The sequence below is a fragment of the Marinobacterium sp. xm-d-530 genome, from assembly GCF_013283365.1.
In the GTDB taxonomy this organism is placed as follows: domain Bacteria; phylum Pseudomonadota; class Gammaproteobacteria; order Pseudomonadales; family Balneatricaceae; genus Marinobacterium_E.
Map to the genome: position 1 here is coordinate 315673 of NZ_WBYM01000002.1, position 26892 is coordinate 342564.

Consider the following 26892-nt stretch of genomic DNA (forward strand, 5'->3'; position numbering starts at 1 on the left):
AAAAATGTAATTTCGCTACAAAAACTCTAGTATAGGGCATTGAATTTAGTCGAATTGAGTATCCAAAATGAAGCGCACCGCTTTCTTTATATCGGACGGAACCGGCATCACAGCTGAAGTTCTTGGTAACAGTCTGCTTAGCCAATTTGAGTCGGTAGAGTTTGAAGAGATCACCCTTCCCTACATCGATACACCCGAAAAGGTCGAAGCCGTTATTCAACGCATTAACGAAACAGGCAAACAAGACGGACATCGTCCAATTGTGTTCGATACCTTTGTTAATGCAGAGTACCGCGCAATGATCGCTGATGCTGAGTCCTACAACATCGACATCTTCTCGACCTTTTTAAAACCGCTTGAATCCGAGCTCGATACCGCATCGACCTACACGGTTGGTAAATCACACGCGATTAACCAAATTGATCGCTACAAGGCCCGTATCGATTCGGTTAACTTTGCGTTGGATAACGATGACGGCGCCAGAACTCAGCAGTACAAAGAGGCTGACATTATCCTAGTAGGTGTCTCCCGTTGCGGTAAAACACCCACCTGCCTCTACATGGCACTGCAGTACGGTATTCGCGCCGCCAACTACCCACTGACCGAAGAGGATATGGGCGGTGAAGATCTACCCGATATTCTTAAGCAGCACCGTGAAAAGCTGTATGGATTGACCATCGATCCGTTCCAGCTTGCCGCGATTCGTAATGAGAGACGCCCAAACAGCCGATACTCGTCACTCGACCAATGCGATCTTGAGACTCGCACGGCTGAGCGCTATTTCCGCCAGAACAATATGCAATCGATCAATACCACCAACTTCTCGATTGAAGAGATCAGTACACGCATCATGGCCGATGCTAATCTCAATCGACGCATTGTTTAGGAGCCTATCATGCCACTACCCACACCGGCTGCGAGGACGCATCGCCATACACGACAGGTCACCTGCACTGGCTATCAGCGTGAAGATGGGCTTTGGGATATTGAAGGCCATCTCGTCGATACCAAAGCTGATGAGATGCCATTAAGTGAATTTATCTTAAAAGCGGGCGACCCACTGCACGATATGGCGATCCGCCTGACTGTTGATCTTGATCTGAACATACACGCCGTTGAAACCACGATGGATGCCACCCCCTACACAATGTGTCCAGGTATCGCACCGGTATATAAACAGTTAGAGGGAGAGTCGATTAGACCCGGCTTTACCAAAAAGGTGAGAGATCTGTTTGGCGGCATTCAAGGCTGTACACACCTGGTTGAGCTATTAGGTCCAGTAGCGACAACGGCCATACAAGTCACCTTTCAAGAGCGCCATCGATTAGCAAAAAGCACGGCTGAATCACCGGTTTCCGCGCAACTCAACAGCTGCCACACCTACGCTGAAGACTCGCCTGTCGTCGAACAATATTGGCCCGAACTCTATAAAGGTTAACCAGTATGGCACTGATCGACAGAGATAACTGCACGCTATTCGTAATTGATGTTCAGGGGAGGTTGCTACCGGCTGTGCAATCACCAGAACAGACCCTCGCTAATACCGTCGCACTGGTTGAGGTGGCGCAACTTCTTGAGATACCCATCGCCTACTCTGAACAGTATCCACAAGGTCTTGGAGCCACTGAAGAGTCGCTACTATCGCTTCTTGAAGGTAAGGCTGAGCGGTTCGAAAAACAGAGCTTTTCATGCGTAAGTGAACCACAGATAAAAACCGCGTTGAATCAGTGGGAGCGCAAACAGATCATCATTGCAGGCATGGAGACACATGTCTGTGTTCTTCAAACAGTCTTAGAACTTAGTGAAATGGGATTTCAGGTTTTTGTGGTCGAAGACGCTGTCAGTTCACGAAAGGCCGAGGATAAAGTGCTGGCTCTTAAGCGAATGCAACAAAACCAAGTGACCCTGGTTTCAAAAGAGATGGTGATGTTTGAGTGGTTAAAGCGTGCCGATCATCCTAAGTTTAAAGAGATCAGTAGAGAGTTCATTCGATAGATAGCTAGAAACAGAAGAGCCAGCTATTTGCTGGCTCTTTAGCAACTAAAATTAATGACTACTCTTGTGGGAACTTGTAGTAGGTCTTGTTGAGGTAAGCCGTAACATCGGCAACCTCTTCCGGGAACCAGCCGACATTCATCTTGTCGTTACAGCCCTGAACCCAGGCCTGTTCAAGATTTTTATAGCTGGAAGCCATACGGTCTGAACGAGTGTAAAAGGCAGGTTCGTGACAGGTTGCGCAGGTCACATCATCACGCATTTCGCCGTTAATCTCTCGCTCAAAATAGGTTTCATCATAAAGCTCCTTGCCGTTATCCGCGTCGGCAGCAAGTGCTACGACAGGGGTCAACAGAAGGGCTGCAAACAGAGTACTTTTTTTCATTTTCATCACTCCAAAGAGCAGGACAATTGTCTTGCCTAAGCTCAGTTATTGCTTAAAGTTGATTGCTCATTTGTAAAAACTGTTCTGGCGAGGGTACACCCACCAGAGTTAACTCTTTTCGATACTGACCAAGTCCATCATAAAAGATAAGCGTTGGCGGACCAAGTACTTCATAGCGCTTTGTAAGCTGCTTCGACGCTTCATCATTAGCCGTCACATCTACTTTTACCAGCAACATTTGCGCCATCCTGTTCTGAACGGCTGAGTCAGCGAAAGTGACGTAATCGAGCTCCTTACAGGAGACACACCAATCCGCGTAGTAATCCAGTAAAACAGCCTGTCCTCTCGATTTAGCCAGGCTCAATTGAGCGTCTAAATCGGTTGGATTGGTCACGGTTACAAACTCAATCTTCGCTGCAGTCGTGGCTTCACTTGTCGATACGAGGCCTTTCAATGGGTAGATCAAACTCTTACCACCGGACAGAAGCCCTAGGGTTAAAGAGGCACCGTAAACGAGCAGGATAACCCCTACCCCTTTGGCGATCTTCTTAACACCATGAACTTCCGAGGCGTGACTTTCAAAGACCCCCATAAAGACAGAGGTGATGATAAGGATCAACGCGACTAACCCCATCGTCACCTCAACCGGCACGATGCGATCTAACATCCAAACCGCCATCAAAAGAAGAACGACACCAAAACCGGCTTTGACACTCTCCATCCAAAGACCCGCACGTGGCATGTACTTGGCTGCAGAGGTGCCGATCAATACCAGAGGAATACCCATACCAATCGACAGTGAGAATAGTGCTAACCCGCCAATAACAGGATCACCCGTTTGACCAATATAGATCAAAGCGCCCGCCAACGGAGCAGCCATACAGGGACCCACAATCAGTGCAGAGAGGAAGCCCATAACAGCCACACCAACATAACTGCCACCTTTCTGTTTATCAGAATTGCGACTCAACCAGGTTTGAACAGAGGACGGCATCTGCAGCTCGTAAAAGCCAAACATAGAGCCTGCTAACAGAACAAACAGAAGACTGAATACAGCAATTACGGCAGGAGCCTGAAGTGCTGCTTGCAGATTCGCTCCAAACAGTCCTGCCAGCACCCCAGCGATTGTGTAGGTCACCGCCATAGCCAGCACATAGATGATCGACAAGGCTAAACCATGCTTGGCATTAGTGTTGTGACCATGACCGGCAATAATGCCAGACAGAATGGGAATCATCGGGAATACACAGGGAGTCAACGACAGAGCCAAACCCGCTAAAAAGAAGACTCCAATCAAAGTCCAAGTAGAGTTACCTGATAGGGTTTGTAAGAACTGATCTTGCTCACTGACAATCTCAGTCGTGATTGCGTCAGCAGGAGCCGTTTTTGCAGCCTGTGAAGCTTCCGCTAGGCCGGTAAAGATTACCTCACCAGTCACTGGTGGATAACAGATCCCCCCTTCCCAGCAACCTTGGTAGCTCACATCAAATTGACCATCTGCCGATGCAGCGGTTTGACGCGCCAGCTCTACGGTCACCTCAGCGCGATCATGAAAGACCTCTACAACACCAAAGACAGGATCCTCTTTAGTATCAGTCGCGGAATCGGATCGGCTAACTTGGCTAAACCCTTCTGGAAGGGTTAACTCGATTCGATCTTGGTAGAGGTAGTAACGAGGCTCAATATCCCATACCAATAGAAAGCGGTTAGCATCCAGTTGCTGAGCAATGAATTTAAACGCCTGTTCAACCTCTAACGGCTCATCACTGTTACCACCAAACAGAGACGCATTGGCGCCTGACAGTGACAATATGAACGCCATTAACAGGCTGAGTGTGAATTTGATAGAACGCACAAAGTCCTCGCATTAAAACTAATCTATCGCAATAACGAAGATTTAAATTACACAGTTAGAGCTATTATTCCGTTTTGTCGGTCATAGATCACTAAAATTCGTATTTTATACTGACAGAGCCCTTAAACCTGACCATTGACTGTGTTACAAACGCTCTTCTTTCAAAGGATTATTCGGATTTAACCCATGACCGATACTCGTATTGACGATTTAAACGTCGAATCAAATGACCCACTGGTCACGCCCAACCAGCTTAAAAAAGAGTTACCTCTGTCTGATAAAGCTGCCGCGAGCGTGATGGCCGGCCGCAACACCATCAAACAGATTCTTAAGCGCGAAGATAAGCGCCTGTTCATCGTGGTAGGTCCTTGCTCTATTCACGATCCAGAAGCCGCGATCGAATATGGTCGTCGCCTATTGAAGTTGCAAGAGCAGGTGAAAGATTCACTCTACCTAGTGATGCGAGTCTATTTTGAAAAACCACGTACCACCGTCGGTTGGAAAGGGTTGATCAACGACCCTCATATGAACGACAGCTTTGAGATTGAAGAGGGTCTTCGCATTGGTCGTAAGTTACTGCTTGATCTAGCTGAGATGGGCCTTCCTCTGGCGACTGAAGCATTGGATCCAATCTCACCACAGTACATGCAGGACCTTATTACTTGGTCAGCCATTGGCGCGCGTACCACTGAATCGCAAACCCACCGTGAAATGTCCTCAGGCCTATCTGGTGCCGTTGGCTTTAAAAACGGAACTGACGGAAGCTTAGATGTTGCTATTAATGCGATGCAATCGGTCAGCCACCCTCACAGTTTCTTGGGGATCAACTCAGAAGGTCAGGTATCCATTGTCCGCACTCGTGGTAACCAATACAGTCATGTCGTACTTCGTGGTGGTGCGGGACGTGCCAACTACGACACCGTCAGCGTCAATCTAACAGAGCAAGCGTTAGAGAAAGCGAAGCTGCCACAGAACATTATGATCGACTGTAGCCATGCTAACTCAAACAAAGATCACAACCGCCAGCCACTGGTGGCTAAGGATGCAATGCATCAGATCGTTCAGGGCAACCGCTCAATCATCGGTCTTATGATCGAGTCGCACATTAATGAGGGCAACCAGTCGATCCCTTCAGATCTCAGTGAATTGAAATACGGTGTCTCGGTGACGGATGCCTGTATCAACTGGGAGACGACCGAAAGCTCACTGATTGAGATGAATGATCAGCTTGCTGAGATTCTAAAAACTCGATAAGCATCGATCGGATACAAAAAAGGGAAGCGGTTACGCTTCCCTTTTTCATTTCAGCGGATCAGTGATGATCGCTGCCACAACCACAAGATGACTCACCCCAGTATTTCAATTTACTGGTTTGACCGATACCTGCGTTGAATCCATTGGTTGGATCCAGACTACGGTAGAACTCTTTAAGCGCCTCTTTCGCAGCATACTCATGACCAACGTTATGTTCCGCTGGGTATTCAGCACCACGCGCATCAAAGGTATCCAAAATCTGGTTCTTAACCGCTTTGGCATCAACACCTGGTTTCATGATGTAGTTCTGGTGCATGACGTGGCAGAAGAAGTGACCATAGTAGACCTTAACGGCAATTTGATCCGCTAGCTCTTGTGGCAGCGTTTCAAACCAGTCGCGCTCATTACGAGGAAAGGCCACATCGATGGTCATAACCGCACCTAGCTTATCGCCTTCCATGATTTTATTACGTCCAATCGCACCACCGGCAACAAAACGGTGCAGTATGGCCTGCTCTGCTTCGCGCTCAGTACACTCGAAATACTCACCTTCGTTCGTTTTAAAGAACTCATTAAGGTAAGCGCGCATCTCATCGACACACTCATTCCCTGTTTCGAGAATCCAGTGGTGTTCAAAGCGATCACGATACTCTTCCATGCTAGCGGGTAGATGATTTGGCCATAGGTAGCTCATCCACTGCAGCATCTTGTCCGAGAAGTTTTTCGGTAAAAAGCCTAGCTTATTGGTCCAACGATCAACGGTGCGTTTAAGCGCAAACATCTTAGGCATGTAGGAAGCACCGAGTTTGTCGATCACGATGAACGAATCTTTACCGTACTTCTTAGAGACGTCATAACAGGTACGGTGAATGTACTCACCGGCGATAGGCAGATTCTTAAAGGTCGACAAGATATCGCGACGCATCTGCTCCATAACCGCAGGGTCATTAGTACCAACGTAGAACACCTGCTGTTTCTTTGGAATCTCGAAGGTATCCATACGCACAGCAAAGACAGCCAATTTACCGGCACAACCAGACGCTTCGTGCAGACGACGACCATCATTGTTGTAGCGAGAGGGTGTCTCAGCATCAATATCACGAATACGATCGTTGTACTCGTTATCGGAACCCAGCAGATCTGGGTACTGGACATCATCAGCGCGATAACGCTCGTACTGAAGATTTTCGAGCATCTCCTCAGGTGTATCACCCAAGTTGATTCCTAGATTGTTCACCAACTCCAACTCACCGTCGGCATTGATCTGAGCAAAGATAGACATCTCAGTGTAAGCAGGACCACGCTGAACTAACGCACCGCCAGAGTTGTTACAGATACCGCCAACAATTGACGCACCGATACAAGAGGAACCGATAACAGAGTGAGGCTCACGACCGTATGGACGCAGGCGATCTTCCAGACCAAAGAGCGTTGAACCCGCAAGACCAACAATCTGCTTGCCCTGATCGATCAGGTGAATAGAGTCGATGCGCATGGTGCTGATGATCACGATAGGACGATCGTAATCGTCACCATTGGGAGTAGAGCCACCGGTCAAACCGGTATTCGCGGCCTGCATAATGACAATCACATCCGCTTTGACACAGGCTTGCAGACAGTGCCAAACCTCAACCAAGGTTCCAGGACGAACGACAGCTAATGCACTACCACCACCCAGACGAAAACCGGTAGCGTAAGGCGCCACACGATCAGATTCGGTTATTGCGTACTTCTTACCAACAATGGTTTGTAACTGCGAAATAAGTGCCTGAGTCGACATTATTCAAAGCCTCTATCTTGAAATCAGATGCGGATTATAGCGGATCCTGCGGGGAATTAAATTTAGCTTTCGCAATGCACAAAAAAAGAGATCACTTTTATCTGCCCTCATTATGTAAAAACCAAAAAGTTGACATATCAACTTTTTGGATCTATTGTTCATTTCACAATAAATAACACCATCGGAGAGAAGCAATGAGTTCAATGGATACCGATCTAATTCATGACGATCAGCCTTACAAAAACCACCCATATCAAGGTAAACAGATCAAAACACTACCCCTGGCTTCATCGATGGGCGCCGAGGTGCTGGATGTTCAATTAAAAGATCTTGATGACGAAGCCTTTGAGGAGCTCAAAGAGGCGCTTTGGCACCACAAGATGATCTTCTTGCGTAAGCAGAATCTCTCCCCTGCTGATCAGTTGGAGTTTACAAAGCGCTTTGGCGAGTTAGGTACCGATGCTTACACCACAGGTCTTCCTGGCTTCCCAGATGTACAACCTGTTATCAAAGAGGCTGATACCAAATCTAAAATCATCTTTGGCGGTGGCCACCATACCGACTCAGCTTTTCTAGAAAGACCACCATCAATCAGTGTACTTCACGGCATCGAAATTCCACCCTATGGTGGTGACACCATCTGGTACAACTCAGTGATGGCGTATGAGAGCCTGTCTGCCGGCATGAAAAAGATGCTAGCGCCGCTAAAGGTTCATATGGCTGCTGACCGCGTTATAGGCTCTATGAAAAAAGTGGTTGAACAGACAAAGAACATGACTTCAATGACCGATATCGAGTTAGAAATTGATATCGACGCGATGATGCGCGGAAACTTCCATCCGATGGTTCGCAAGCATCCAGAGTCAGGTCAAGTGTCACTCTATGTTGATGGGGTTTACTCGGTCAATATCGAAGGCATGGAACGCCGCGAGTCAGAACCTCTGCTTAAATTCCTACACGAGCACGCAACGCAGGAGTTCTTCTGTTGTCGTTTACGCTGGGAAGAGGATACTGTCGCCATTTGGGACAACCGCATCTGTCTTCACCGTGCGTTTAATGATTACGATGGATTCCGTCGTGAACTACATCGCACAACAGTCATGGGAGAAAAACCTCAGGCTGCGTTTGAAAGTTAATGTCAGATAAATTGGACATTATTCGACACAGAGAGGGGCATGAAGTTCTCGACTATGATCGTTACCTTCAACACCTTATCTCTGTGATCGCCAATAGGCTGACAAGCTACTCATCAAGCCAGTACCTCTCGCAATTTGGTTTGGGCTCGGTTGAGATGAGGGTTCTCGCATCTCTGGCTTATAAGCCAAACCAAAAGGCAGCTGAAGTCTGCTCCCTGATCAGCATAGATAAGGCAGCGGCCAGTCGAGCCATGGCTAAACTGGACTCACAAAATCTGCTCATTGGTGAAACAGCCACACCCAAAGGCAAGCAAAAACGCTGGTCACTTAGTGAAAAGGGTTGGGCACTACATCAACGCTTCTTGGACGTGGTGCTTGATCGTCATGAGAGAGTCGTAAAAGAGATTGATGAGAGTGAATTAGTTCAATTTGTTGGGACCCTTCACAAATTGATTAAAAATATTGAAACGCTCGACACCGAATAAATAAAAGGACAGAACATGAGTAACGATCCAAGATTTCAGGTAGATCTACCCGATGCACCTGAAGGAATGAGTGACACTGAATGGCAAGCCCGCCTTCAACTCGCAGCGACCTACAGAATGGTTGATCACTTTGGCTGGACATTCATTGTCTACAACCATATCAGCCTGCGTATTCCTGGAACTGATGAGTTTTTAATCAACCCGTTCGGGGTTCGTTATGATGAAATGCGCGCATCAGACCTGATTAAGATCGATATTGATGGTAACGCCCTTTCTGAAAGTGAGTGGAACGTCAACAAAGCAGGCTACACCATTCACTCAACGATTCATAAAGCCCGCCCTGATCTGCACTGTATATTACATACACACGAGCCAGTTTCGCAGTCACTGTGCGCGCTGGATTCACCATTAATTCCTGTTACGCAAGAGGGTTGTCAGTTCTTCGAACGCACTGGCTATCATGACTTTGAAGGGATCGTTCTGGATGGCTCTGAGGGGCCGCGACTAGCGGCGGCAATGGGTGAAACCAACCACACGCTTGTTCTCAAGAACCACGGTCTTCTCACAGCAGGCCCAACTTGTACCTGGGCCTTTGTAAGACACTTTGCTTTCATTAGAAATGCAGAGGTGCAATTGGCTGCTATGGCAGCAGGCAACCTGAACCCAATTGATGAAGAGATCATTCGAAAAACTCGTCATCAGTTCGAAGGCGGCGAAGCTCAAGCCAATGCAAAAGTTAGACACCCTGAGTGGCCGGCGTTGATCCGTTTGATCGATCAGAAAGATCCTAGCTGGAAACTGTAAAAGAAAAAGCCCTCTGACAAGAGGGCTTTTAGTGGGCATAATTATATGCCACCCATACAGAGGTATTTAATCTCTAGGTAGTCATCCAGACCGTACTTAGACCCTTCTCGACCTTGGCCACTCTGTTTAACCCCACCAAAGGGTGCCATTTCTGAAGAGATAATCCCTTCATTGATGCCCACAATCCCAACATCCAGTGCTTCAGCAACACGCCAGACACGGCCAATATCGCGACTGTAGAAATAGGCTGCCAAGCCGAATTCTGTGTCATTTGCCAGTGCGATGGCCTCCTCTTCTGTTTCAAACTTGTAGATAGGTGCCACAGGACCAAAGGTCTCTTCGTAAGTCACACACATATCGGTTGTGATGTCAGCCAGTATGGTCGGCTCAAAGAAGGTGCCACCCAGTGCATGGGGCTTTCCACCTAATACAATCCGAGCCCCCTTCTCTACCGCGTCTTTGATGTGTCGTTCAACCTTGTCGACCGCAGCTTGGTTGATCAGAGGACCTTGAACAGCGTCGTCCACTTCAAGACCGTTACCCACTTTAAAGGCTGAAACACGCTCAGCGAGCTTTTGAAGGAAAGACTCATAGATACCGCTTTGGACAATGATACGGTTGGCGCAGACACAAGTTTGGCCAGTGTTTCGATACTTAGATGCAATCACACCATCGATAGCCGCATCCAAATCAGCATCATCAAAAACGACGAAGGGGGCATTTCCTCCCAGCTCCATACTGACTTTTTTGACACTGTCGGCGGCTTGTTTCATTAGAATCTTGCCGACCTGCGTCGAACCAGTGAAGGAAATTTTACGAACTTTATCTGAACTCGTAAGCGCACTGCCTACGGCAGCCGCATTAGCTCTCGAGCTTGTCACGATGTTGATAAGACCCGCAGGGATACCTGCTCGTGCTGCAAGTTCTGCCAGAGCGAGAGATGAAAGTGGTGTATCTTCTGCCGGTTTAGCAACCACTGGACATCCCGCTGCTAGCGCTGGTGCAATCTTGCGCGCAATCATGGCATTCGGGAAGTTCCAAGGAGTGATTGCACCCACTACACCGACTGGCTGCTTGATAACAACTAAACGCTTATCACCCGTAGCTGCAGGAATGGTATCACCATAAACACGCTTGGCCTCTTCAGCGAACCACTCGATGTAGCTCGCGCCGTAAGCGACCTCACCACGCGCTTCTGCAAGAGGCTTACCCTGTTCTGCTGTCATCAAACGCGCTAGATCTTCCTGATTCTCCATGACCAAATCAAACCAACGACGGATAAGATTAGCTTTCTGTTTGCACGGAACGGCTTTCCAATCGGCCCAAGCAGCATCGGCCGCGTCGATAGCTCGTTGAGTATCGACCTCATCCATATCGGGAACTTCAGCAAGTAACTCTCCAGTAGCTGGATTGGTCACGGCGAATGTTTCGCCGGAATGTGAGTCTACCCACTGACCATTAATAAACGCTTTAGAGATAAGAAGAGAGGTGTCGCTAAGTTGAAGTGGCATGATCAAAAGATCCTGTGGTCTGGTTATAAACGTTATTCAATATAAACAATACGTTAACCCGATGGAAAGGATCAATTATATGCTGTTTTGCGGAGTGAAATTCACTTGTTTAGTGGTGAATGAAGAAAGGGCGGATGACAGGCTGAAGGCCTGTCACCTGGGTACTAACCCACTACGCAGTTACCGTGCCAGGCCTTCAGCCTGACATCGGCACTTTCAGCATTTTCCAGAGACTAAAAGGTATCCCCTGGAACATGCACAGAACCCGTCATTAGAAGACGCGCACTTCGGCTCATGATGGCGGCTTTAGCAGTCCACTCACCATTCACCTCTTCCGCTTTTGCACCGACACGCAAGGTACCCGATGGGTGACCAAAGCGAACGGCATCGCGCTCTCCGCCACCGGCAGCGAGGTTAACCAGCGTACCCGGTACTGCTGCTGCCGTTGCGATAGCAACTGCCGCTGTACCCATCATCGCGTGATGAAGTTTACCCATAGACAGTGCACGAACTAGAACATCTACATCATCCGTTGTGATCTCTTTACCACTAGACGCTGTGTAGTTCTTTGGTGGTGAGACAAAAGCAATTTTAGGGGTATGTTGACGCGTCTCAGCCTCTTTAAGATCCGTGATTAGACCCATCTTTAGCGCACCGTGGGCACGCATGGTTTCAAAACGCGCTAGCGCTTCAGGATCATTATTGATCGCTTCACGAAGCTCAGTACCTTGGTAACCAATCTCTTCTGCATTGAGGAAGATGGTTGGGATACCTGAGTTGATCATTGTCGCTTTAAAAGTACCCACACCAGGAACTTCAAGATCATCGACAAGATTACCTGTTGGGAACATAGAACCTTCGCCATCGGCTGGATCCATGAACGACACTTCAATCTCAGCTGCGGGGAAAGTGACACCATCAAGCTCGAAGTCACCTGTCTCTTGTACCTGACCATTAGTAATCTGGACTTTACCGATGATGGTCTTCTTGATGTTGGCCTGCCAAATTTTGACTTCGCAGATGCCGTTTTCAGGAATCTTAGCTGCGTCGATTAGCCCTTCATGAATAGCAAAAGGGCCAATAGCCGCCGATAGGTTACCGCAGTTACCTGACCAATCCATAAATGGACGATCGATCGCGACCTGACCAAAAAGGTAGTCAACATCATGATCTGGCATGGTGCTTTTTGAGACGATAACCGTCTTCGATGTCGATGAAGTCGCACCACCCATACCATCAATTTGAGCACCGTATGGATCTGGGCTACCAATGACACGCATTAACAATTTATCGCGCGCTTCACCTGGAACCTGACACGCATCTGGTAAATCCTTCAGATTGAAGAAAACACCCTTAGATGTACCGCCACGCATGTAGGTAGCGCGAACCTGAATTTGAGGAACAAATGCCATTTCAAACATCTCCCTTAATTTAAAAAAGGGCCGCGATGCGACCCCTTGTAGTTAGCCAATTGCTTATGCATTGCCCTCAAGAAAATCTTGAGCAAAGCGTTGCAACACACCACCAGCTTTATAGACACGAACTTCTGCAGCCGTATCAAGACGACAGGTCACTGGTACGCGAACCTGTTCACCGTTACGACGATTGATGATCAGCGTTAGATCTGCACGTGGCGCGATCTCACCTTCCACATCGTACGACTCAGTACCATCAATACCGTAAGTATGACGTGTTTCGCCCTCTTTGAATTGAAGAGGTAGTACGCCCATACCGACTAGGTTAGTACGGTGAATACGCTCGAAACCTTCAGCAACGATCGCTTCAACACCCGCTAGGCGAACACCTTTAGCCGCCCAGTCACGTGATGAGCCCTGACCGTAGTCAGCGCCAGCAACGATGATTAGGTTCTGCTTGCGCTCCATGTAAGTCTCAATCACTTCCCACATGCGCATCTGTTCACCCTGAGGTTCTAGACGAGCTAGAGAACCCTGAATGATCTCGCCGTTCTCATCACGACACATCTCATTCAACAGTTTCGGGTTAGCGAAGGTTGCGCGCTGTGCTGTTAGGTGGTCACCACGGTGAGTTGCGTATGAGTTGAAGTCCTCTTCTGGAAGACCCATCTTAGCAAGGTATTCACCCGCTGCAGACGACGCAAGAATCGCATTCGATGGCGATAGGTGGTCAGTTGTGATGTTGTCACCTAACACTGCCAATGGAAGCATACCTTTTAGCGTACGCTCACCTGCCAACGCACCTTCCCAGTATGGAGGGCGACGAATGTAGGTCGACATTTCACGCCAGTCGTAAAGTGGGCTTGGCGCTTTCTCAGCTTCACCTAGGTCAAACATAGGGATGTAGATCTGCTGGAACTGCTCTGGCTTAACGGCCTTAGCGACAATCGCATCGATCTCTTCATCTGATGGCCAGATATCTTTAAGCGTTACTGGGTTACCGTTGGTATCCGTACCCAATACATCGTTTTCGATATCAAAACGCATCGTACCGGCAATCGCGTAAGCAACGACAAGTGGTGGTGATGCTAGGAATGCCTGCTTAGCGTATGGGTGGATACGGCCGTCGAAGTTACGGTTACCCGATAGTACAGCTGTCGCGTAGAGGTCACGATCAATAATCTCTTGCTGAATCACAGGATCAAGCGCACCCGACATACCGTTACAGGTTGTACAAGCGTATGCCACGATACCGAAGCCCATCTTCTCAAGTTCTGGAAGAAGACCCGCCTCTTCTAGGTAAAGTTTTGCAACTTTTGAACCTGGAGCAAATGACGATTTAACCCAAGGCTTGCGCACAAGGCCAAGCTCGTTAGCACGTTTAGCAACAAGACCTGCAGCAACAACGTTGCGGGGGTTAGAGGTGTTGGTACATGAAGTGATCGCTGCGATGATCACTGCGCCATCTGGTAGCAGGCCATCAGCCTCTTCCGCTTTCGCTGCAGCCAATTTCGCTTCGTCAGCGATACCGCGATTGGTTAGATCCGAAGTTGGTAGACGACGGTGTGGGTTTGATGGACCTGCCATGTTACGGACAACAGTTGATAGATCAAACTCAAGAACTCGCTCGTATTCAGCCGTAACAAGATCGGTCGCCCATAGGCCAGTCTCTTTAGCGTACTGCTCAACCAGTGCAACCTGCTCTGGTTCACGACCCGTCAGTTTTAGGTAGTCGATCGTCTGGCCATCGATGTAGAACATCGCAGCCGTTGCACCAAACTCTGGAGTCATGTTCGAGATAGTCGCACGGTCACCAATCGATAGTGAATCAGCGCCTTCGCCGAAGAACTCAAGGTATGCACCAACGACACGCTCCTGACGTAGGAACTCAGTCAGAGCCAATACGATATCAGTCGCAGTGATTCCTGGATTACGTTTACCCGTTAGCTTCACACCCACGATGTCTGGAAGACGCATCATTGATGGGTGACCCAGCATAACAGTTTCAGCTTCAAGACCACCGACACCGATCGCGATAACACCCAGTGCATCAACGTGAGGCGTGTGCGAGTCAGTACCGACACAGGTATCAGGGTAGGCAACCCCATCACGCGCCTGAATAACCGGAGACATCTTCTCAAGGTTGATCTGGTGCATGATGCCGTTACCGGCTGGAATTACATCAACGTTTTCAAACGCAGTCTTGGTCCAGTCGATAAAGTGGAAACGGTCTTCGTTACGACGATCTTCAATCGCACGGTTCTTATCGAACGCTTCTGGATCAAAGCCTGGTGCCTCTACTGCCAACGAGTGGTCAACAATCAGCTGAGTTGGCACGACAGGGTTAACCTTAGATGGGTCACCACCCTGATCCGCAATCGCATCACGCAGACCTGCTAGGTCAACCAGTGCTGTTTGACCAAGAATGTCATGACAGACAACACGCGCTGGGTACCAAGGGAAATCGAGGTCACGCTTACGCTCGATTAGCTGTTTTAGCGAATCAGTTAGAGCGTCCGGCTCACAACGGCGAACCAACTGTTCTGCCAATACACGCGATGTGTAGGGAAGCTTCGCATAAGCGCCAGCTTCAATTGCTTCAACCGCTGCACGAGTATCGAAGTAGTCGAGCGTCGTGCCAGTTAAAGATTTACGGTATTGAGTATTCATCATTTCAAGTTCCTACTCTTAATTAGGCACGGTCTTCAATCGCAACCCACTCAGCCGACTCAGGGCCAGTGTAGTCTGCAGAAGGACGGATAATACGGTTGTTTGCACGCTGTTCGATGACGTGAGCAGTCCAACCCGCTACGCGCGAACAGACAAAGATCGGCGTGAACAGTTCAGTAGGGATACCCATGAAGTGGTAAGCCGATGCGTGGAAGAAGTCCGCGTTACAGAAGAGTTTCTTCTCACGCCACATGACCGCTTCAACACGCTCAGAGACAGCGTAAAGGTGCGTATCACCTACCTGTTTAGAGAGTTTTTCAGACCACTCTTTGATGATCGCGTTACGTGGATCTGACTCGCGGTAGATCGCGTGACCAAAGCCCATGATCTTATCTTTACGAGCCAACATACCCATGATCGCTTCCTCTGCTTCGTCAGCAGATTTCCAGTTTTCGATCATCGCCATCGCCGCTTCGTTAGCGCCGCCATGCAAAGGACCACGCAGTGAACCGATGGCACCGGTCACACAGCTGTGAATGTCAGACAGCGTTGACGCACAGACACGAGCCGTAAAGGTTGAGGCATTGAACTCATGCTCTGCGTAAAGGATCAAAGAGGCGTGCATAACATCGACGTGCAGCGGCTCTGGTTTTTTATTGTGAAGCGTCCATAGGAACTGCTCTGCAATAGAGTCTGCGTCCGTCTCTGTCTCAACTCGGATGCCTTTGTGAGCAAAGTTGTACCAGTAGTTGATGATGCCTGGGAATACCGCCAGCATGCGATCGATGTGATCGTGCTGTTCGCTAAAGTCCATCTCTGTCTCAAGGTTACCCAACATAGAGACACCGGTACGCATCACATCCATTGGATGAGCATTTTTAGGGATGTTCTCTAGAACCGTTTTAAGCGCTGCTGGAAGTGCGCGCATGCCTTTCAGACGTGCTTTATAAGCATCCAGTTCCGCTTGGTTAGGCAGTTTGCCGTATAGAAGAAGGTAGGCAACCTCCTCAAACTGCGCATTGTCAGCCAACTCTTTAATATCGTAGCCGCGGTAAGTAAGACCAGCGCCCGATTTACCAACCGTACAGAGTGCCGTTTCACCCGCAGATTGACCACGCAGACCTGCACCACTTAATTTTTTTGCTTCAGCCATCTCTTTCTCCTTGAATGACATGGACCTGCGACAGAACAACAGATCCGAGAGTTAGGGATTAGTTACTTGTTTTTACCTTCTTGGAACAGAGCATCTAGCTTCTGTTCAAAGTCGTGGTAGTTCAAGAAATCGTAAAGATCCATGCGAGTCTGCATCGTATCCACAACGGCTTTCTGATCGCCATCACGCAGTAGCGCTTCGTAAACGTTCAAAGAGGCTTTGTTTGCTGCACGGAAACCAGACAGTGGGTAAAGAACCATCGTACAACCGTTCTCTGCCAACTCCTCTTTATTGAATAGAGGTGTCGCACCAAATTCAGTGATGTTCGCAAGTAGGTGTCCACCGTTAATACCCTGAGAGAAGGCTTTATAGTCTTCAAGCGTATGAACCGCTTCAGCGAAGATACCGTCAGCACCCGCTTCTAAACAGGCTTGTGCACGTTCAACGGCTGCGTTAAGACCTTCCATCTGGAATGCATCGGTACGGGCAATGATAAAGAAGTCATCGTCTGTTTTAGCATCAACGGCCGCTTTAACACGATCAACCATCTCTTCTAGAGAGACGATCTCTTTGTTTGGACGGTGACCACAACGCTTCTGAGCAACCTGGTCTTCAAGGTGACACGCCGCTGCGCCACCACGAATCATCTCTTTAACCGTACGTGCGATGTTGAATGCACCACCCCAACCTGTATCGATATCAACCATCAGAGGCGTATCACAGGCTGCTGTTACACGACGTACATCTTCCATCACATCGTTCAATGAGGTCATACCTAGATCAGGTAGGCCGTAAGAGGCGTTTGCAATACCACCACCAGAGAGATAGATCGCTTGGTGACCAACACGTGTTGCCATCATTGCGTTGTATGCGTTGAAAGTACCCACAACTTGAAGTGGCTTGTTATCGGCTAGTGCCTTACGGAACTTAGCGCCTGGGGACATCGACTGAGTCATCTCTATCTCTCCTTAGGGTTGATTTAATTTAGATTCGATATTGCGTCTTGATGCACTGATGTGACGACGCATTAAAAGTTCGGCCAGCTCTTCATCACGCGCTTCAATGGCATCCAATATTTGATGGTGCTCACGTAAAGCCATGGTGGGACGAGAACTGGAAAGACTGAATTGGAAACGATACATTCGCACCAAGTGGTATAGATCGGCCGCTAATAACTCTTGAAGTTTTGAGTTACCAGACGCCATCACAATTCGGTAGTGAAAATCGAGATCGCCCTCTTTCTGAAAGTAGGCCTGTCCCTCTTGCTCTTCGATACCTGACTGATGCTGATCTAGCAGAGCACGAAGCTGGTTGATCTCCTCTTGCGGCATAACGGTCGCGGCTAAACGGCACGCCATACCCTCTAGCGCTTCACGAACGCGATAGATTTCCAACAGCTCTTTGACACTTAACTGAACAACACGCGCGCCAATATGAGGCTTTCGCTCAACCAGACGCAGCCCCTCTAAACGACGTATCGCTTCACGAAGTGGGCCTCGCGAAATACCGTAGGTTTTAGCCAGTTCTGGTTCAGAAATTTTAGCGCCCGCTGGAATTTCACCCTTCACAATCGCAGTAATAATTTCATGACACACTCGGTCTGCAAGCGTGCTACTCTGTTGTGATTCTGAAGCGTAAAGCGGTTCAATGGTCATAAATATTGTCGACAATCTGATTGTGCAATGTAGAATAACCCGCTTTATATAGGCTGACAATCAACCAAAAGGCTAACATTGTCGACAATTTTGTTATCTCGACTGATCAGTCGGATATAAGCAGGAGTGAAATATGGATACCTACGCTGCAGCATTGATGCTCTTCTTAATCATGGATCCGTTGGGCAATATCCCTGTGGTGTTATCCATTCTTAAAAAGGTCGACCCCGCCAGACGTATCAAGGTACTACTCAGGGAGTTAGTGATCGCCTTAATCCTAATGCTGATCTTCTTATACAGCGGCTCGGCACTGTTAAAACTGTTATCGCTCTCTAAAGAGGCGGTCTCTATCTCTGGCGGTTTAGTACTACTGATTATTGCAATCCGAATGATCTTCCCATCCCGTGGTGGCGTTATGGGCGATGATGAGGATGATAGCGAACCGCTAGTGGTCCCCTTGGCTACGCCAATGATCGCAGGCCCTTCAATACTGGCCACTCTGGTTCTACTGGCAGAGAGCGAACCGAGTCGCAGTATAGACTGGTTAATCGCCCTTCTGATCAGCTGGGTGGCGACCGCTATTATTTTAATCGCAGGACAATCACTCTATAGAATACTCGGCAAACGTGGCTTGAAAGCGATAGAACGTCTGATGGGTATGATATTGATCTCGATCGCTGTTCAGATGCTAATCAATGGATTTTTAGCAATTCAGCAGCCTTTTAAATAGCGCTTTAACTCATCATTCATGATACGGGCGATCTGACGAGGCTTTTGATAAGGTAGGGAGTGATCTGTCCCTGCCACAAAATGGTAGTGCCAATTACGCATACTGTCTGACAGGTGCTGATGCAGTTGATGCATCGGCTCGACACTCAATCCACCTATAAAACTGCTGACATCCCCTTGAGCCGCTAGCAGTCTCTCTCGATCGATGAACAGGGCCGCATTGGTAACGGCGTCTAGAGAGTTAGCAAAACCCAGTCGACGCTCGCCCAAACGCTGCAAAGTCATTTTTTCAACCGCTTCACTCACCTTACGATTGGGCGAAATGGTATCAAGAAAGGTTCGAATCCCTTCATCACCCTCTGTATTGCGTAGGCTTTTAGCCGCGGCAGAGAAGGATTGACGAATGGAGACGGTCTCTTGCCAATCATGACGATCGAGCAGCGCACTCTCAAGCAGGAACTGTTTGCGCACCCGATCTCTGAGGTTCTGTTTTAACAACAGTGACACCAAGCCCCCAAGAGAATAGCCCGCTAGATCGAACTCATGCCAGCCTAAATGATCCACTAGGTGGGTCATATCCGACACCAGGTCATTGACACTGAAGGGGTGCTCTACTCCATCATCACTGACGGTCTCACCTGCCCCTCGTAAATCAGGTACAAGGATTTCACCCCAGCCTTCAAGAAAGTGCTGCATCGCTTCCCAAGTATATCGACCCGCCACACCAGCGCCGTGGATTAACAGCAGTCGGCGACCACCTTCAGATTCTGGGTGACGATAAATGCGATAAGCGTGCTGATAACCTGCATGGGCTAGAGTGTCTGAATGACAGTGACTATCTGATAGTCGACTCATGGTAAGCACTACTCGGGATAAGTAGGGGCAGCTAATGCTACCCCCAATAGGCAGGTTTAAAGGGAGAGATTGCGGTTACTTGCCGCTAGAAACTCTTTCTTAAGATCTTCGTAGGTGTGTACCGCTGGGAATTGCGGGAACTCTTCAATGACGTTCTGCGGAGCATGGAAAAGAATGCCCTGCTCAGCTTGAGCCAACATAGTCGTGTCGTTGTAAGAGTCGCCTGCAGCGATAACACGGTAATTAAGCAGCTGGAAAGCACGCACTGATTGACGCTTAGGGTCGCGCTGACGAAGCGTGTAGTCAGTTATACGACCGTTTTCGTCTGTCTCAAGTCGGTGACAAAGCAGCGTTGGGTAACCCAATTGAGCCATCAACGGTGCTGCAAACTCATAGAAGGTATCGGAAAGAATCACCAGCTGGAAACGCTCACGCAACCAATCGGTGAACTCTTTAGCGCCTGGAAGTGGGCTCAGCTTAGCAATGGTCTCTTGGATCTGAGGAAGGGTTAGACCGTGCTCATCAAGAATACGAAGGCGCTGCTTCATCAACACATCGTAATCAGGGATATCACGAGTCGTTGCTTTTAACTCCTCGATACCAGTCTCTTCGGCAAATGCGATCCAGATTTCAGGGATTAGGACCCCTTCAAGATCAAGACATGCTAGTTCCACGCTAGGCTCTCCTTTAAAAATTGAGAGGCTACTCTAGCGATTTAGTCGCCGCCTTTCAAACGAAAGACGACAATATTAGAGGTTCATTAGACCTATGGCCTTACATCGAAGGGATCTGTATATCCTGGAACAGCTCATCCACTTCAGCACGACCGCTACAGGCTTGAACTTTTTCAAGAACGTCGTGAGTAATGTGTGGAGCAAACTTCTGAATGAAGTCGAACATGTAACCGCGAAGGAAGGTGCCACGACGGAAACCGATTCGAGTGATAGAGGGCTCAAACAGATGAGATGCATCGATCGCTACCAGATCCTGATCTAGCTGCTGATCGACCGCCATGCTGGCAATGATACCTACACCCAACCCTAGGCGAACGTAGGTTTTGATAACGTCCGAATCCACCGCAGTGAAGACCACTTTAGGATCGAGACCTTGCTCTTTAAACGCTTCATCCAACTTGCCACGACCGGTAAAACCAAAGGTATAGGTAACAATTGGATAAGAAGCTAACTTCTCTAGAGTTAACTCGCCACCTTGCGCAAGCGGGTGATCTTTAGGTACGACCACTGAACGGTTCCAGCTGTAGCAAGGCATCATAATTAGATCTGAGTAGCTGCCCATCGCTTCCGTCGCAATCGCGAAATCGACAGTACCATCGGCGGCCATCTCAGAAATTTGAGTAGGTGTACCCTGGTGCATATGAAGCGCAACTTCAGGATACATTTTGATGAATTCATTAATCACAGGAGGCAGAGCGTAACGTGCCTGTGTGTGAGTGGTGGCTACCGATAGGCTGCCTTTACGCTCATCGCTGAACTCTTGAGCAATCTGGCGAATAGAGTCCACTTTCTGGAGAATCTCTCCTGAGATCTCAAGAATCGCTTTACCAGCAGGTGTAACGCGCGTCAGGTGCTTACCACTACGAGCGAACACTTCAACACCCAGTTCATCTTCTAGTAGACGGATCTGCTTAGAGATACCTGGTTGCGATGTGTATAGGCTTTGTGCCGTAGCAGAGACATTGAGGTCGTGTTTAGAGACTTCCCAAATGTAACGCAGCTGCTGAAGTTTCATCTATTGCTCCAATTTATAGCCAATTATTAGCCAATCGCCCTTAGTCGGCGTTGATATCTATTAATAAGCCAAATATAACACTAGAGAATAAGCTAAAGCAAAAGGCTATATCCTTATACACGACTAAAGGCGAGCATTGAGTCGGCGAATCTGATCTTCCTGCTGAGTAATACGCTTCTCCAGTGAGTTCACTCGAGCGGTAGCGCGCGTCAGCGATTCATCTTTCTCTTTGAGTTGCTGACGAAGCACGCTTTCGCGCTTTGCAGCTTCCGTTGCTGCGACCGTCAACTTCTGATTCAGTACACGAACCTGATCATCGCGCTCTTTAATCTGAGCTTCCAAACGACGGTTGGCGTTAGTTTCACGCAGCAGCTTAGAGTTGATATTCGAGATATCACGACTGGCCGATGTCATGTTCTCTTTTAGTTCGTTCAGATCACGCTCCAGATCGCTGATGGTCTTCTCTTGCATCTCAAGACGTGCATCTTTCTTCGCTATCTGAGCCTGGTTTTCATGAACTGAACGCGTCAGCTCTGACTCTGTTCGAGTGCCCTCATCACGAAGCTTTTCAAGCGCATTACGATAGTGACGAGCTTCAACCTCAGCACGGGTAACGTTCTCCAATGCCTGCTGCTGCTCCGCTTTGATACGTGCATCAAAGGTTTTCTTGGCATCTTCGTGCATCTTACGAAGCTGGTTCAATTCGGTCTCTAGGTTAGTACGAACCTGTTCAGCCTTTTTACGTTGATTGATCTCACTGGCAATGTTGGCTTTAAGCACGCCCATTTCAGCTTCAATCGCTCGAAGAGCCTGCTCACTCTTATCCATCTGCTGAGTTTGCGCGCGGTATTTCACTTCCAAGTCACGATAGAGTGCTTCCGCGTCACGAACCATGTCGCGAGTCGCCTTGCGATCCTCTTCATCACCCGCTCGTTCACTCTGCAACTCAACTCGCAGCTCGGCCATCGCCTCTTGCAACGCAAGATCCCAGATCTGTTCAATGCCTTTACTCAGTGACTCGGGCACAGAGTTATGTAACTTTGCACTGGCATGCACCTCAGGCAGTCGGGCATAACTCAAACTCTGCGCCCACTGACTTAATGCCGCACTGGCTTCATCTCTAGAGAGACCCAGTCGTTCAGAGATCACAACCTCAGTCGGCAATTGGCCTTCGGCCAACAGCTCTTCTGCTAACTCAACTACTTTAAGATCTAACTCGCTCATCTTTACCTTTTCGTTCCACTGCAACGAACTACAAATTGTCCATCAATCTTAACAAACTATCATCTAACGGAGCACGCACTTCTAGCTCTTCGCCATCAGGCAGGATGAACCTGAGGCCGGCTGCATGAAGCATCAATCGTTTAAAACCCAGCTTTTTAAATTCAGCGTTGTTCTCATCCGAAGTGTACTTAACATCACCCACGATCGGATGACCCGTATATTGGGTGTGCACTCTAATCTGGTGAGTGCGACCCGTTTTAGGCCGAGCTTCCACTAGGGTGGCAAGATCACCAAATCGACGCAGCACTGAAAAGTTAGTAACCGACGGTTTGCCCTCAGGGGAGACGCGGACGGTTCGTTCACCTGATCGGTGCTCATCTCGCAGCAGAGGTGCATTGATCTGTTTGTGCTTAGCATCCCAACGACCAACAACCAGTGCCTGATAGATCTTATGCACTCGACGCTCCCTAAACGCATCGTGCATGTAACGTAACATCGAGCGTTTTTTAGCAATCATGATGCAACCTGAGGTGTCACGATCGATTCGGTGAATCAGCTCTAAAAAACGCGCATCTGGGCGCAATTTTCTAACCGCCTCAATCAGCCCTAATGAGACGCCGCTACCACCATGCACCGCTATACCCGAGGGTTTATTGATGATCAGCAGTGAGTCAGTCTCATAGACCACTGAACGCTCTAGCAATTCGAGCAACTGATCACTGACAGGGGCACTCTCCCCTTTTTCGGGCAGGCGAATCGGTGCGATGCGTATTTGATCCATCGCTTGAAGCTTATAGTCAGGTTTAGTGCGTTTTTTGTTAACTCGAATCTCACCCTTGCGCAACAGCCTGTAGATCAGCGTTTTTGGCGCCCCTTTAAGAAAGGTCCGCAAGAAATTATCGATACGCTGACCCGCTTGATCGGCATCGATATCAACAAACTGAACTTTATTCAAAGAGCCGGACTTAGGGGGATTTGAAGGCATTATGTGTGGGTAAAATAAATTGCTGAAAAACCAGTAAGTTGCTATATTCTACCGCTGCTGGATGAAGAAGGCTTCATTTTTATTTACACCCCACTAGAGCGAACAGTGATTCACTCACAATTTGGCGGTAGTTACCCAGCTTGAATAGCCATGTAATGGCTGAAGAAATTTATAAATAGCGACGTATTTTTCACGAGTGCTGAACAACAGCCCTCGGCTGAAGGATGGAGACGCACATCAACCAGGAACCTGCAGCCTCCCACTCCACGTTGAGTAAATTGGGCAGAGCAGCAGCCACAGCTAGAATCGATAACGATATTGGTTGATGTTTCCTTCATCGCTGAAGAGACCCTAATTATCTGGTGCAGAGCGTACTGGAGATTAGTTATTGCTTCGATAAAGCCAGGACACAGGTTTGTTGCCCGTCAAAGATGCGTTGCGTTAAGAGAACGTCAAAATGAAACGCATGTTAATCAACGCGACTCAACAAGAAGAGTTGCGTGTTGCGCTTGTCGATGGACAGCGCATGTTCGATTTGGATATTGAATCCAACTCCCGCGTGCAGAAGAAGGCAAACATCTACAAAGGCCGTATCAGCCGTGTAGAAGCCAGCCTTGAAGCTGCATTTGTCGATTACGGTGCCGAACGTCACGGTTTCCTACCCCTAAAAGAGATCGCTAAAGAGTACTTTGTCTCATCGCCTGAACGCGGCCAGCGTCCAAGCATCAAAGATCTTGTAAAAGAGGGTACCGAAGTCATCGTTCAGGTCGATAAAGAGGAGCGTGGCAATAAAGGCGCCGCTCTGACAACCTTTATCAGCCTTGCCGGTCGTTACATGGTTCTAATGCCTAACAACCCTCGTGCAGGTGGTATTTCGCGCCGCATCGAAGGTGATGAGCGCTCTGAACTGAAAGCGGCCATGAACGGCTTGGACATTCCTAAAGGCATGGGCGTCATCGTTCGTACCGCCGGTATTGGCCGTTCGACTGAAGAGCTGCAGTGGGATCTTAACTACCTAGCAACGGTTTGGACTGCGATTACTGAAGTTGATGATCGCCCTGCTCCATTCCTGATCTACCAAGAGAGCAACGTCGTTATTCGTGCTATTCGCGACTATCTACGCGATGACATCGGTGAAGTGCTAATCGACGAGCCGAAAGTATTTGAACAAGCTCAGCTTTTCGTTCGTCAGGTAATGCCAACTTACGAAAACCGTATCAAGCTTTACAAAGAGTCTGTACCACTGTTCAACCGCTTCCAGATCGAGACACAGATCGAATCAGCATTTGAACGTGAAGTAAAACTCCCTTCTGGCGGTTCGATTGTTATCGACCCAACAGAAGCTCTAGTTTCAATCGATATCAACTCCGCTCGCGCAACTAAGGGCGGCGATATTGAAGAGACCGCTCTGAACACCAACCTTGAAGCGGCTGATGAGATTGCTCGCCAGCTTCGCCTTCGCGACATGGGTGGTCTGGTAGTTATCGACTTCATCGATATGACGCCAATCAAACACCAGCGCGAAGTTGAAAAACGCCTTAACGATGCACTCAAGCTTGACCGCGCACGCGTTCAGATGGGACGCATCTCGCGCTTTGGTCTTCTAGAGATGTCACGTCAACGCCTGCGTCCATCGTTGGCAGAGAGTCGCGGTCACGTCTGCCCTCGCTGTAATGGCCAAGGCTACATTCGTGATATTGAATCACTGGCACTCTCTATTCTGCGTATTCTTGAAGAGGAAGCGTCTAAAGATCGCACCTCTCAAATTCGCGCGATTCTTCCAGTCAGCGTAGCGACCTTCCTGCTTAACGAGAAGCGTCATCAAGTGCACGCTGTTGAGCTGCGTCAAAACGTTCGTATCGTTGTGGTTCCTAATCCAAACATGGAAACACCACACTACGAAGTGGTTCGTTTGCGCGATGATCACACCATCACTACGGTGAATGATGCGAGCTACACGCTTCAACCAGAACAGCCAGTCGAAGATCCTACCGACAAACCACTTCCGGTCGTTCCGCGTGAGCAAGCTGCTGTGCAGGGGGTTCTTAACTCATCTGCGCCACCAGCACCTAAGAGCGAGAGCTCTGAACCAAAAGCAGAGCCAGCTCGCCAACAAAAACGTCAGCAGACTAGTCGTAAGCCTGTCGCTAACAAGTCATTGGGCGAGCGTATTATTGCAGCGATTAAAGGTCTGTTTGGTCTATCCGATTCTGCCAAAGAGGACGATAAAAAGAGCACTCGCCGTGATGACAAGAAAGGCTCTGACCGCGATGGCAACCGTAACAACCGTCGTCGTAACAATAACCGTAACGATCGTCGCCGTGGTAACAATCGCCGTAACGATCGTCGTGAGCGTCGTGATGCAGACGAAGTCATTACGGTTGAGACGGAGAACAACCTGCCGACCATAGGCGATAACGATAAGAGTTCATCGAATGACGAGCAGCGCTCTGGCCGTTCACGTCGTCGCCGTCGCGGTGGTCGTGATCGTCGCTCTGAAAACGGCAATGAAGAGTTCAACTCTGGAAACAATAGCGAAACGGAACTACCACCTCGCAGTAAAAACCGTGGACGTCGTCGTCGCGCCAATGAAGAGCGCAGTGCTGAACGTAGCAATCCTATCCCAGAGGAGTTGCTCAATGCACCGCTAGAAGCCGTTTCAGAAGAAGTTGCTGCGGAAGCCTCAACTGAAGCTCCAAAAGCATCTGAAACAGCGACCACTACTGAAGCGCCAGCAGCTAACGAAGTGTCAGAAGCAACAGCAGAGCAAGCCGCGGCTACTGAAACAGAGAGCCAAGCTACTGAAGTGACTACCGAAGCTACTGCTGAAGAGTCTGCAGAAAATACACCGGTTGTTGAACAAGAGCCGGAAGTCGTTGCAGAAAAGTCAACTGAAAACACAGTAACTGAAGTTGAAGCTACGGCTGAAACAGTCACTGAGACACAGGTTGAGTTGGATCTGACTCCTGCTGTAGAGCCCTCAGCGAATGAAGAGCCCTCAGCGAATGAAGAACCTTCAGCTGATGAAGAGCCTTCAGCTAATGAAGAACCTTCAGCCAATGAAGAGCCTGCAGCAGAAGCAACTGAAGAACCTACTGCTACTGAAGAGACTGTTGAAGAAGCACCTGCTGAAGCAGAAGCGAGCGAAGAGGAAGCAAAACCTCGTCGTCGCCGTCGTGCTGCAAACGATCCTCGATTGAAGCGTCGTCAAGCAGAAGCCGCTGAATAACAGCACGCCTCCAATAAAAAAGC

At 48.7% G+C, this 26892-nt stretch carries 23 protein-coding genes; 9 read left to right on the forward strand and 14 right to left on the reverse strand.

Annotated features, from left to right (window positions below):
* The first annotated feature begins 67 nt into the window (after positions 1 to 67).
* The 3 genes from XMD530_RS04825 to XMD530_RS04835 are packed head-to-tail and all read left to right on the forward strand — an operon-like array spanning position 68 to position 1995.
* Complete coding sequence (locus XMD530_RS04825) at positions 68 to 886, forward strand: pyruvate, water dikinase regulatory protein (protein WP_173481611.1); 819 nt, start codon at positions 68 to 70, stop codon at positions 884 to 886.
* A 9-nt stretch (positions 887 to 895) separates the two neighbouring features.
* A complete protein-coding gene (locus XMD530_RS04830) occupies positions 896 to 1438 on the forward strand; it encodes a DUF2889 domain-containing protein (RefSeq protein ID WP_173481612.1) in 543 nt (180 codons plus the stop codon).
* A gap of 5 nt (positions 1439 to 1443) precedes the next feature.
* Positions 1444 to 1995: a hydrolase gene (locus tag XMD530_RS04835; RefSeq protein WP_173481613.1), complete on the forward strand. Its 552-nt coding sequence runs from the start codon at positions 1444 to 1446 to the stop codon at positions 1993 to 1995.
* A gap of 58 nt (positions 1996 to 2053) precedes the next feature.
* Here XMD530_RS04835 and XMD530_RS04840 read toward each other — a convergent pair whose 3' ends face one another.
* Positions 2054 to 2380 carry a hypothetical protein gene (locus XMD530_RS04840; protein WP_173481614.1) on the reverse strand — a complete coding sequence of 109 codons (327 nt, stop codon included), beginning with the start codon at positions 2378 to 2380 and terminating at the stop codon, positions 2054 to 2056.
* A gap of 52 nt (positions 2381 to 2432) precedes the next feature.
* Positions 2433 to 4235, reverse strand: coding sequence for a protein-disulfide reductase DsbD (gene dsbD / locus XMD530_RS04845; RefSeq protein WP_371731725.1), 1803 nt, complete (start codon positions 4233 to 4235; stop codon positions 2433 to 2435).
* Positions 4236 to 4421: 186 nt separating this feature from the next.
* Here dsbD and XMD530_RS04850 point away from each other — a divergent pair, with 186 nt between their 5' ends.
* Positions 4422 to 5489: a 3-deoxy-7-phosphoheptulonate synthase gene (locus tag XMD530_RS04850; protein WP_173483204.1), complete on the forward strand. Its 1068-nt coding sequence runs from the start codon at positions 4422 to 4424 to the stop codon at positions 5487 to 5489.
* 58 nt (positions 5490 to 5547) lie between these two features.
* Here the strand turns inward: XMD530_RS04850 and dld are convergent, their stop codons facing one another.
* Positions 5548 to 7269, reverse strand: coding sequence for a D-lactate dehydrogenase (gene dld / locus XMD530_RS04855; protein ID WP_173506828.1), 1722 nt, complete (start codon positions 7267 to 7269; stop codon positions 5548 to 5550).
* A 194-nt stretch (positions 7270 to 7463) separates the two neighbouring features.
* On the opposite strand from dld, the gene XMD530_RS04860 reads away from it, so the two are divergent.
* Genes XMD530_RS04860 through XMD530_RS04870 form a run of 3 tightly spaced genes read left to right on the forward strand, consistent with a single transcriptional unit; the run spans position 7464 to position 9694 of the window.
* Positions 7464 to 8405: a TauD/TfdA family dioxygenase gene (locus XMD530_RS04860; RefSeq protein WP_173481617.1), complete on the forward strand. Its 942-nt coding sequence runs from the start codon at positions 7464 to 7466 to the stop codon at positions 8403 to 8405.
* The gene (locus XMD530_RS04865; protein WP_173506829.1) at positions 8405 to 8890 is read left to right on the forward strand and encodes a MarR family winged helix-turn-helix transcriptional regulator; all 486 of its coding nucleotides are present in this window, start codon (positions 8405 to 8407) and stop codon (positions 8888 to 8890) included. The genes XMD530_RS04860 and XMD530_RS04865 overlap by 1 nt, the downstream gene beginning before the upstream one ends.
* 15 nt (positions 8891 to 8905) lie before the next feature.
* Positions 8906 to 9694 (forward strand): class II aldolase/adducin family protein, encoded by a 789-nt coding sequence (locus XMD530_RS04870; RefSeq protein ID WP_173483206.1) that lies wholly within the window; start codon positions 8906 to 8908, stop codon positions 9692 to 9694.
* 41 nt (positions 9695 to 9735) lie between these two features.
* Here the strand turns inward: XMD530_RS04870 and XMD530_RS04875 are convergent, their stop codons facing one another.
* The 6 genes from XMD530_RS04875 to XMD530_RS04900 all read right to left on the reverse strand — a co-directional run bounded on the left by XMD530_RS04875 (position 9736) and on the right by XMD530_RS04900 (position 18098).
* The gene (locus XMD530_RS04875; protein ID WP_173506830.1) at positions 9736 to 11205 is read right to left on the reverse strand and encodes an NAD-dependent succinate-semialdehyde dehydrogenase; all 1470 of its coding nucleotides are present in this window, start codon (positions 11203 to 11205) and stop codon (positions 9736 to 9738) included.
* A 233-nt stretch (positions 11206 to 11438) separates the two neighbouring features.
* Positions 11439 to 12617 carry a 2-methylaconitate cis-trans isomerase PrpF gene (gene prpF, locus XMD530_RS04880; RefSeq protein WP_173506831.1) on the reverse strand — a complete coding sequence of 393 codons (1179 nt, stop codon included), beginning with the start codon at positions 12615 to 12617 and terminating at the stop codon, positions 11439 to 11441.
* Between the two features lie 63 nt (positions 12618 to 12680).
* Positions 12681 to 15290: a Fe/S-dependent 2-methylisocitrate dehydratase AcnD gene (gene acnD, locus XMD530_RS04885; protein WP_173481659.1), complete on the reverse strand. Its 2610-nt coding sequence runs from the start codon at positions 15288 to 15290 to the stop codon at positions 12681 to 12683.
* A gap of 22 nt (positions 15291 to 15312) precedes the next feature.
* Positions 15313 to 16443, reverse strand: coding sequence for a 2-methylcitrate synthase (gene prpC, locus XMD530_RS04890; protein WP_173481622.1), 1131 nt, complete (start codon positions 16441 to 16443; stop codon positions 15313 to 15315).
* A gap of 62 nt (positions 16444 to 16505) precedes the next feature.
* The gene (gene prpB, locus XMD530_RS04895) at positions 16506 to 17399 is read right to left on the reverse strand and encodes a methylisocitrate lyase (protein WP_173481623.1); all 894 of its coding nucleotides are present in this window, start codon (positions 17397 to 17399) and stop codon (positions 16506 to 16508) included.
* Between the two features lie 12 nt (positions 17400 to 17411).
* Positions 17412 to 18098: a GntR family transcriptional regulator gene (locus tag XMD530_RS04900; RefSeq protein ID WP_173481624.1), complete on the reverse strand. Its 687-nt coding sequence runs from the start codon at positions 18096 to 18098 to the stop codon at positions 17412 to 17414.
* 133 nt (positions 18099 to 18231) lie between these two features.
* Between XMD530_RS04900 and XMD530_RS04905 the strand changes: the two genes are divergently transcribed.
* Positions 18232 to 18828, forward strand: coding sequence for a YhgN family NAAT transporter (locus XMD530_RS04905; RefSeq protein WP_173506832.1), 597 nt, complete (start codon positions 18232 to 18234; stop codon positions 18826 to 18828).
* Here XMD530_RS04905 and XMD530_RS04910 read toward each other — a convergent pair.
* The 5 genes from XMD530_RS04910 to rluC form a co-directional block, all read right to left on the reverse strand.
* Complete coding sequence (locus tag XMD530_RS04910) at positions 18810 to 19682, reverse strand: alpha/beta fold hydrolase (protein WP_173506833.1); 873 nt, start codon at positions 19680 to 19682, stop codon at positions 18810 to 18812. The genes XMD530_RS04905 and XMD530_RS04910 overlap by 19 nt on opposite strands.
* 56 nt (positions 19683 to 19738) lie before the next feature.
* Positions 19739 to 20356 (reverse strand): bifunctional phosphoserine phosphatase/homoserine phosphotransferase ThrH, encoded by a 618-nt coding sequence (gene thrH, locus XMD530_RS04915; protein WP_173481627.1) that lies wholly within the window; start codon positions 20354 to 20356, stop codon positions 19739 to 19741.
* Between the two features lie 100 nt (positions 20357 to 20456).
* Complete coding sequence (gene cysB, locus XMD530_RS04920) at positions 20457 to 21431, reverse strand: HTH-type transcriptional regulator CysB (protein WP_173481628.1); 975 nt, start codon at positions 21429 to 21431, stop codon at positions 20457 to 20459.
* 123 nt (positions 21432 to 21554) lie between these two features.
* On the reverse strand, positions 21555 to 22655 hold the full coding sequence (locus XMD530_RS04925) for a DNA-binding protein (protein ID WP_173484303.1): 1101 nt from the start codon (positions 22653 to 22655) through the stop codon (positions 21555 to 21557).
* A gap of 28 nt (positions 22656 to 22683) precedes the next feature.
* Positions 22684 to 23610 (reverse strand): 23S rRNA pseudouridine(955/2504/2580) synthase RluC, encoded by a 927-nt coding sequence (gene rluC, locus XMD530_RS04930; protein ID WP_254443911.1) that lies wholly within the window; start codon positions 23608 to 23610, stop codon positions 22684 to 22686.
* Between the two features lie 487 nt (positions 23611 to 24097).
* Between rluC and rne the strand changes: the two genes are divergently transcribed.
* Positions 24098 to 26869: a ribonuclease E gene (rne, locus tag XMD530_RS04935; protein ID WP_254446184.1), complete on the forward strand. Its 2772-nt coding sequence runs from the start codon at positions 24098 to 24100 to the stop codon at positions 26867 to 26869.
* Positions 26870 to 26892 lie beyond the last annotated feature (23 nt).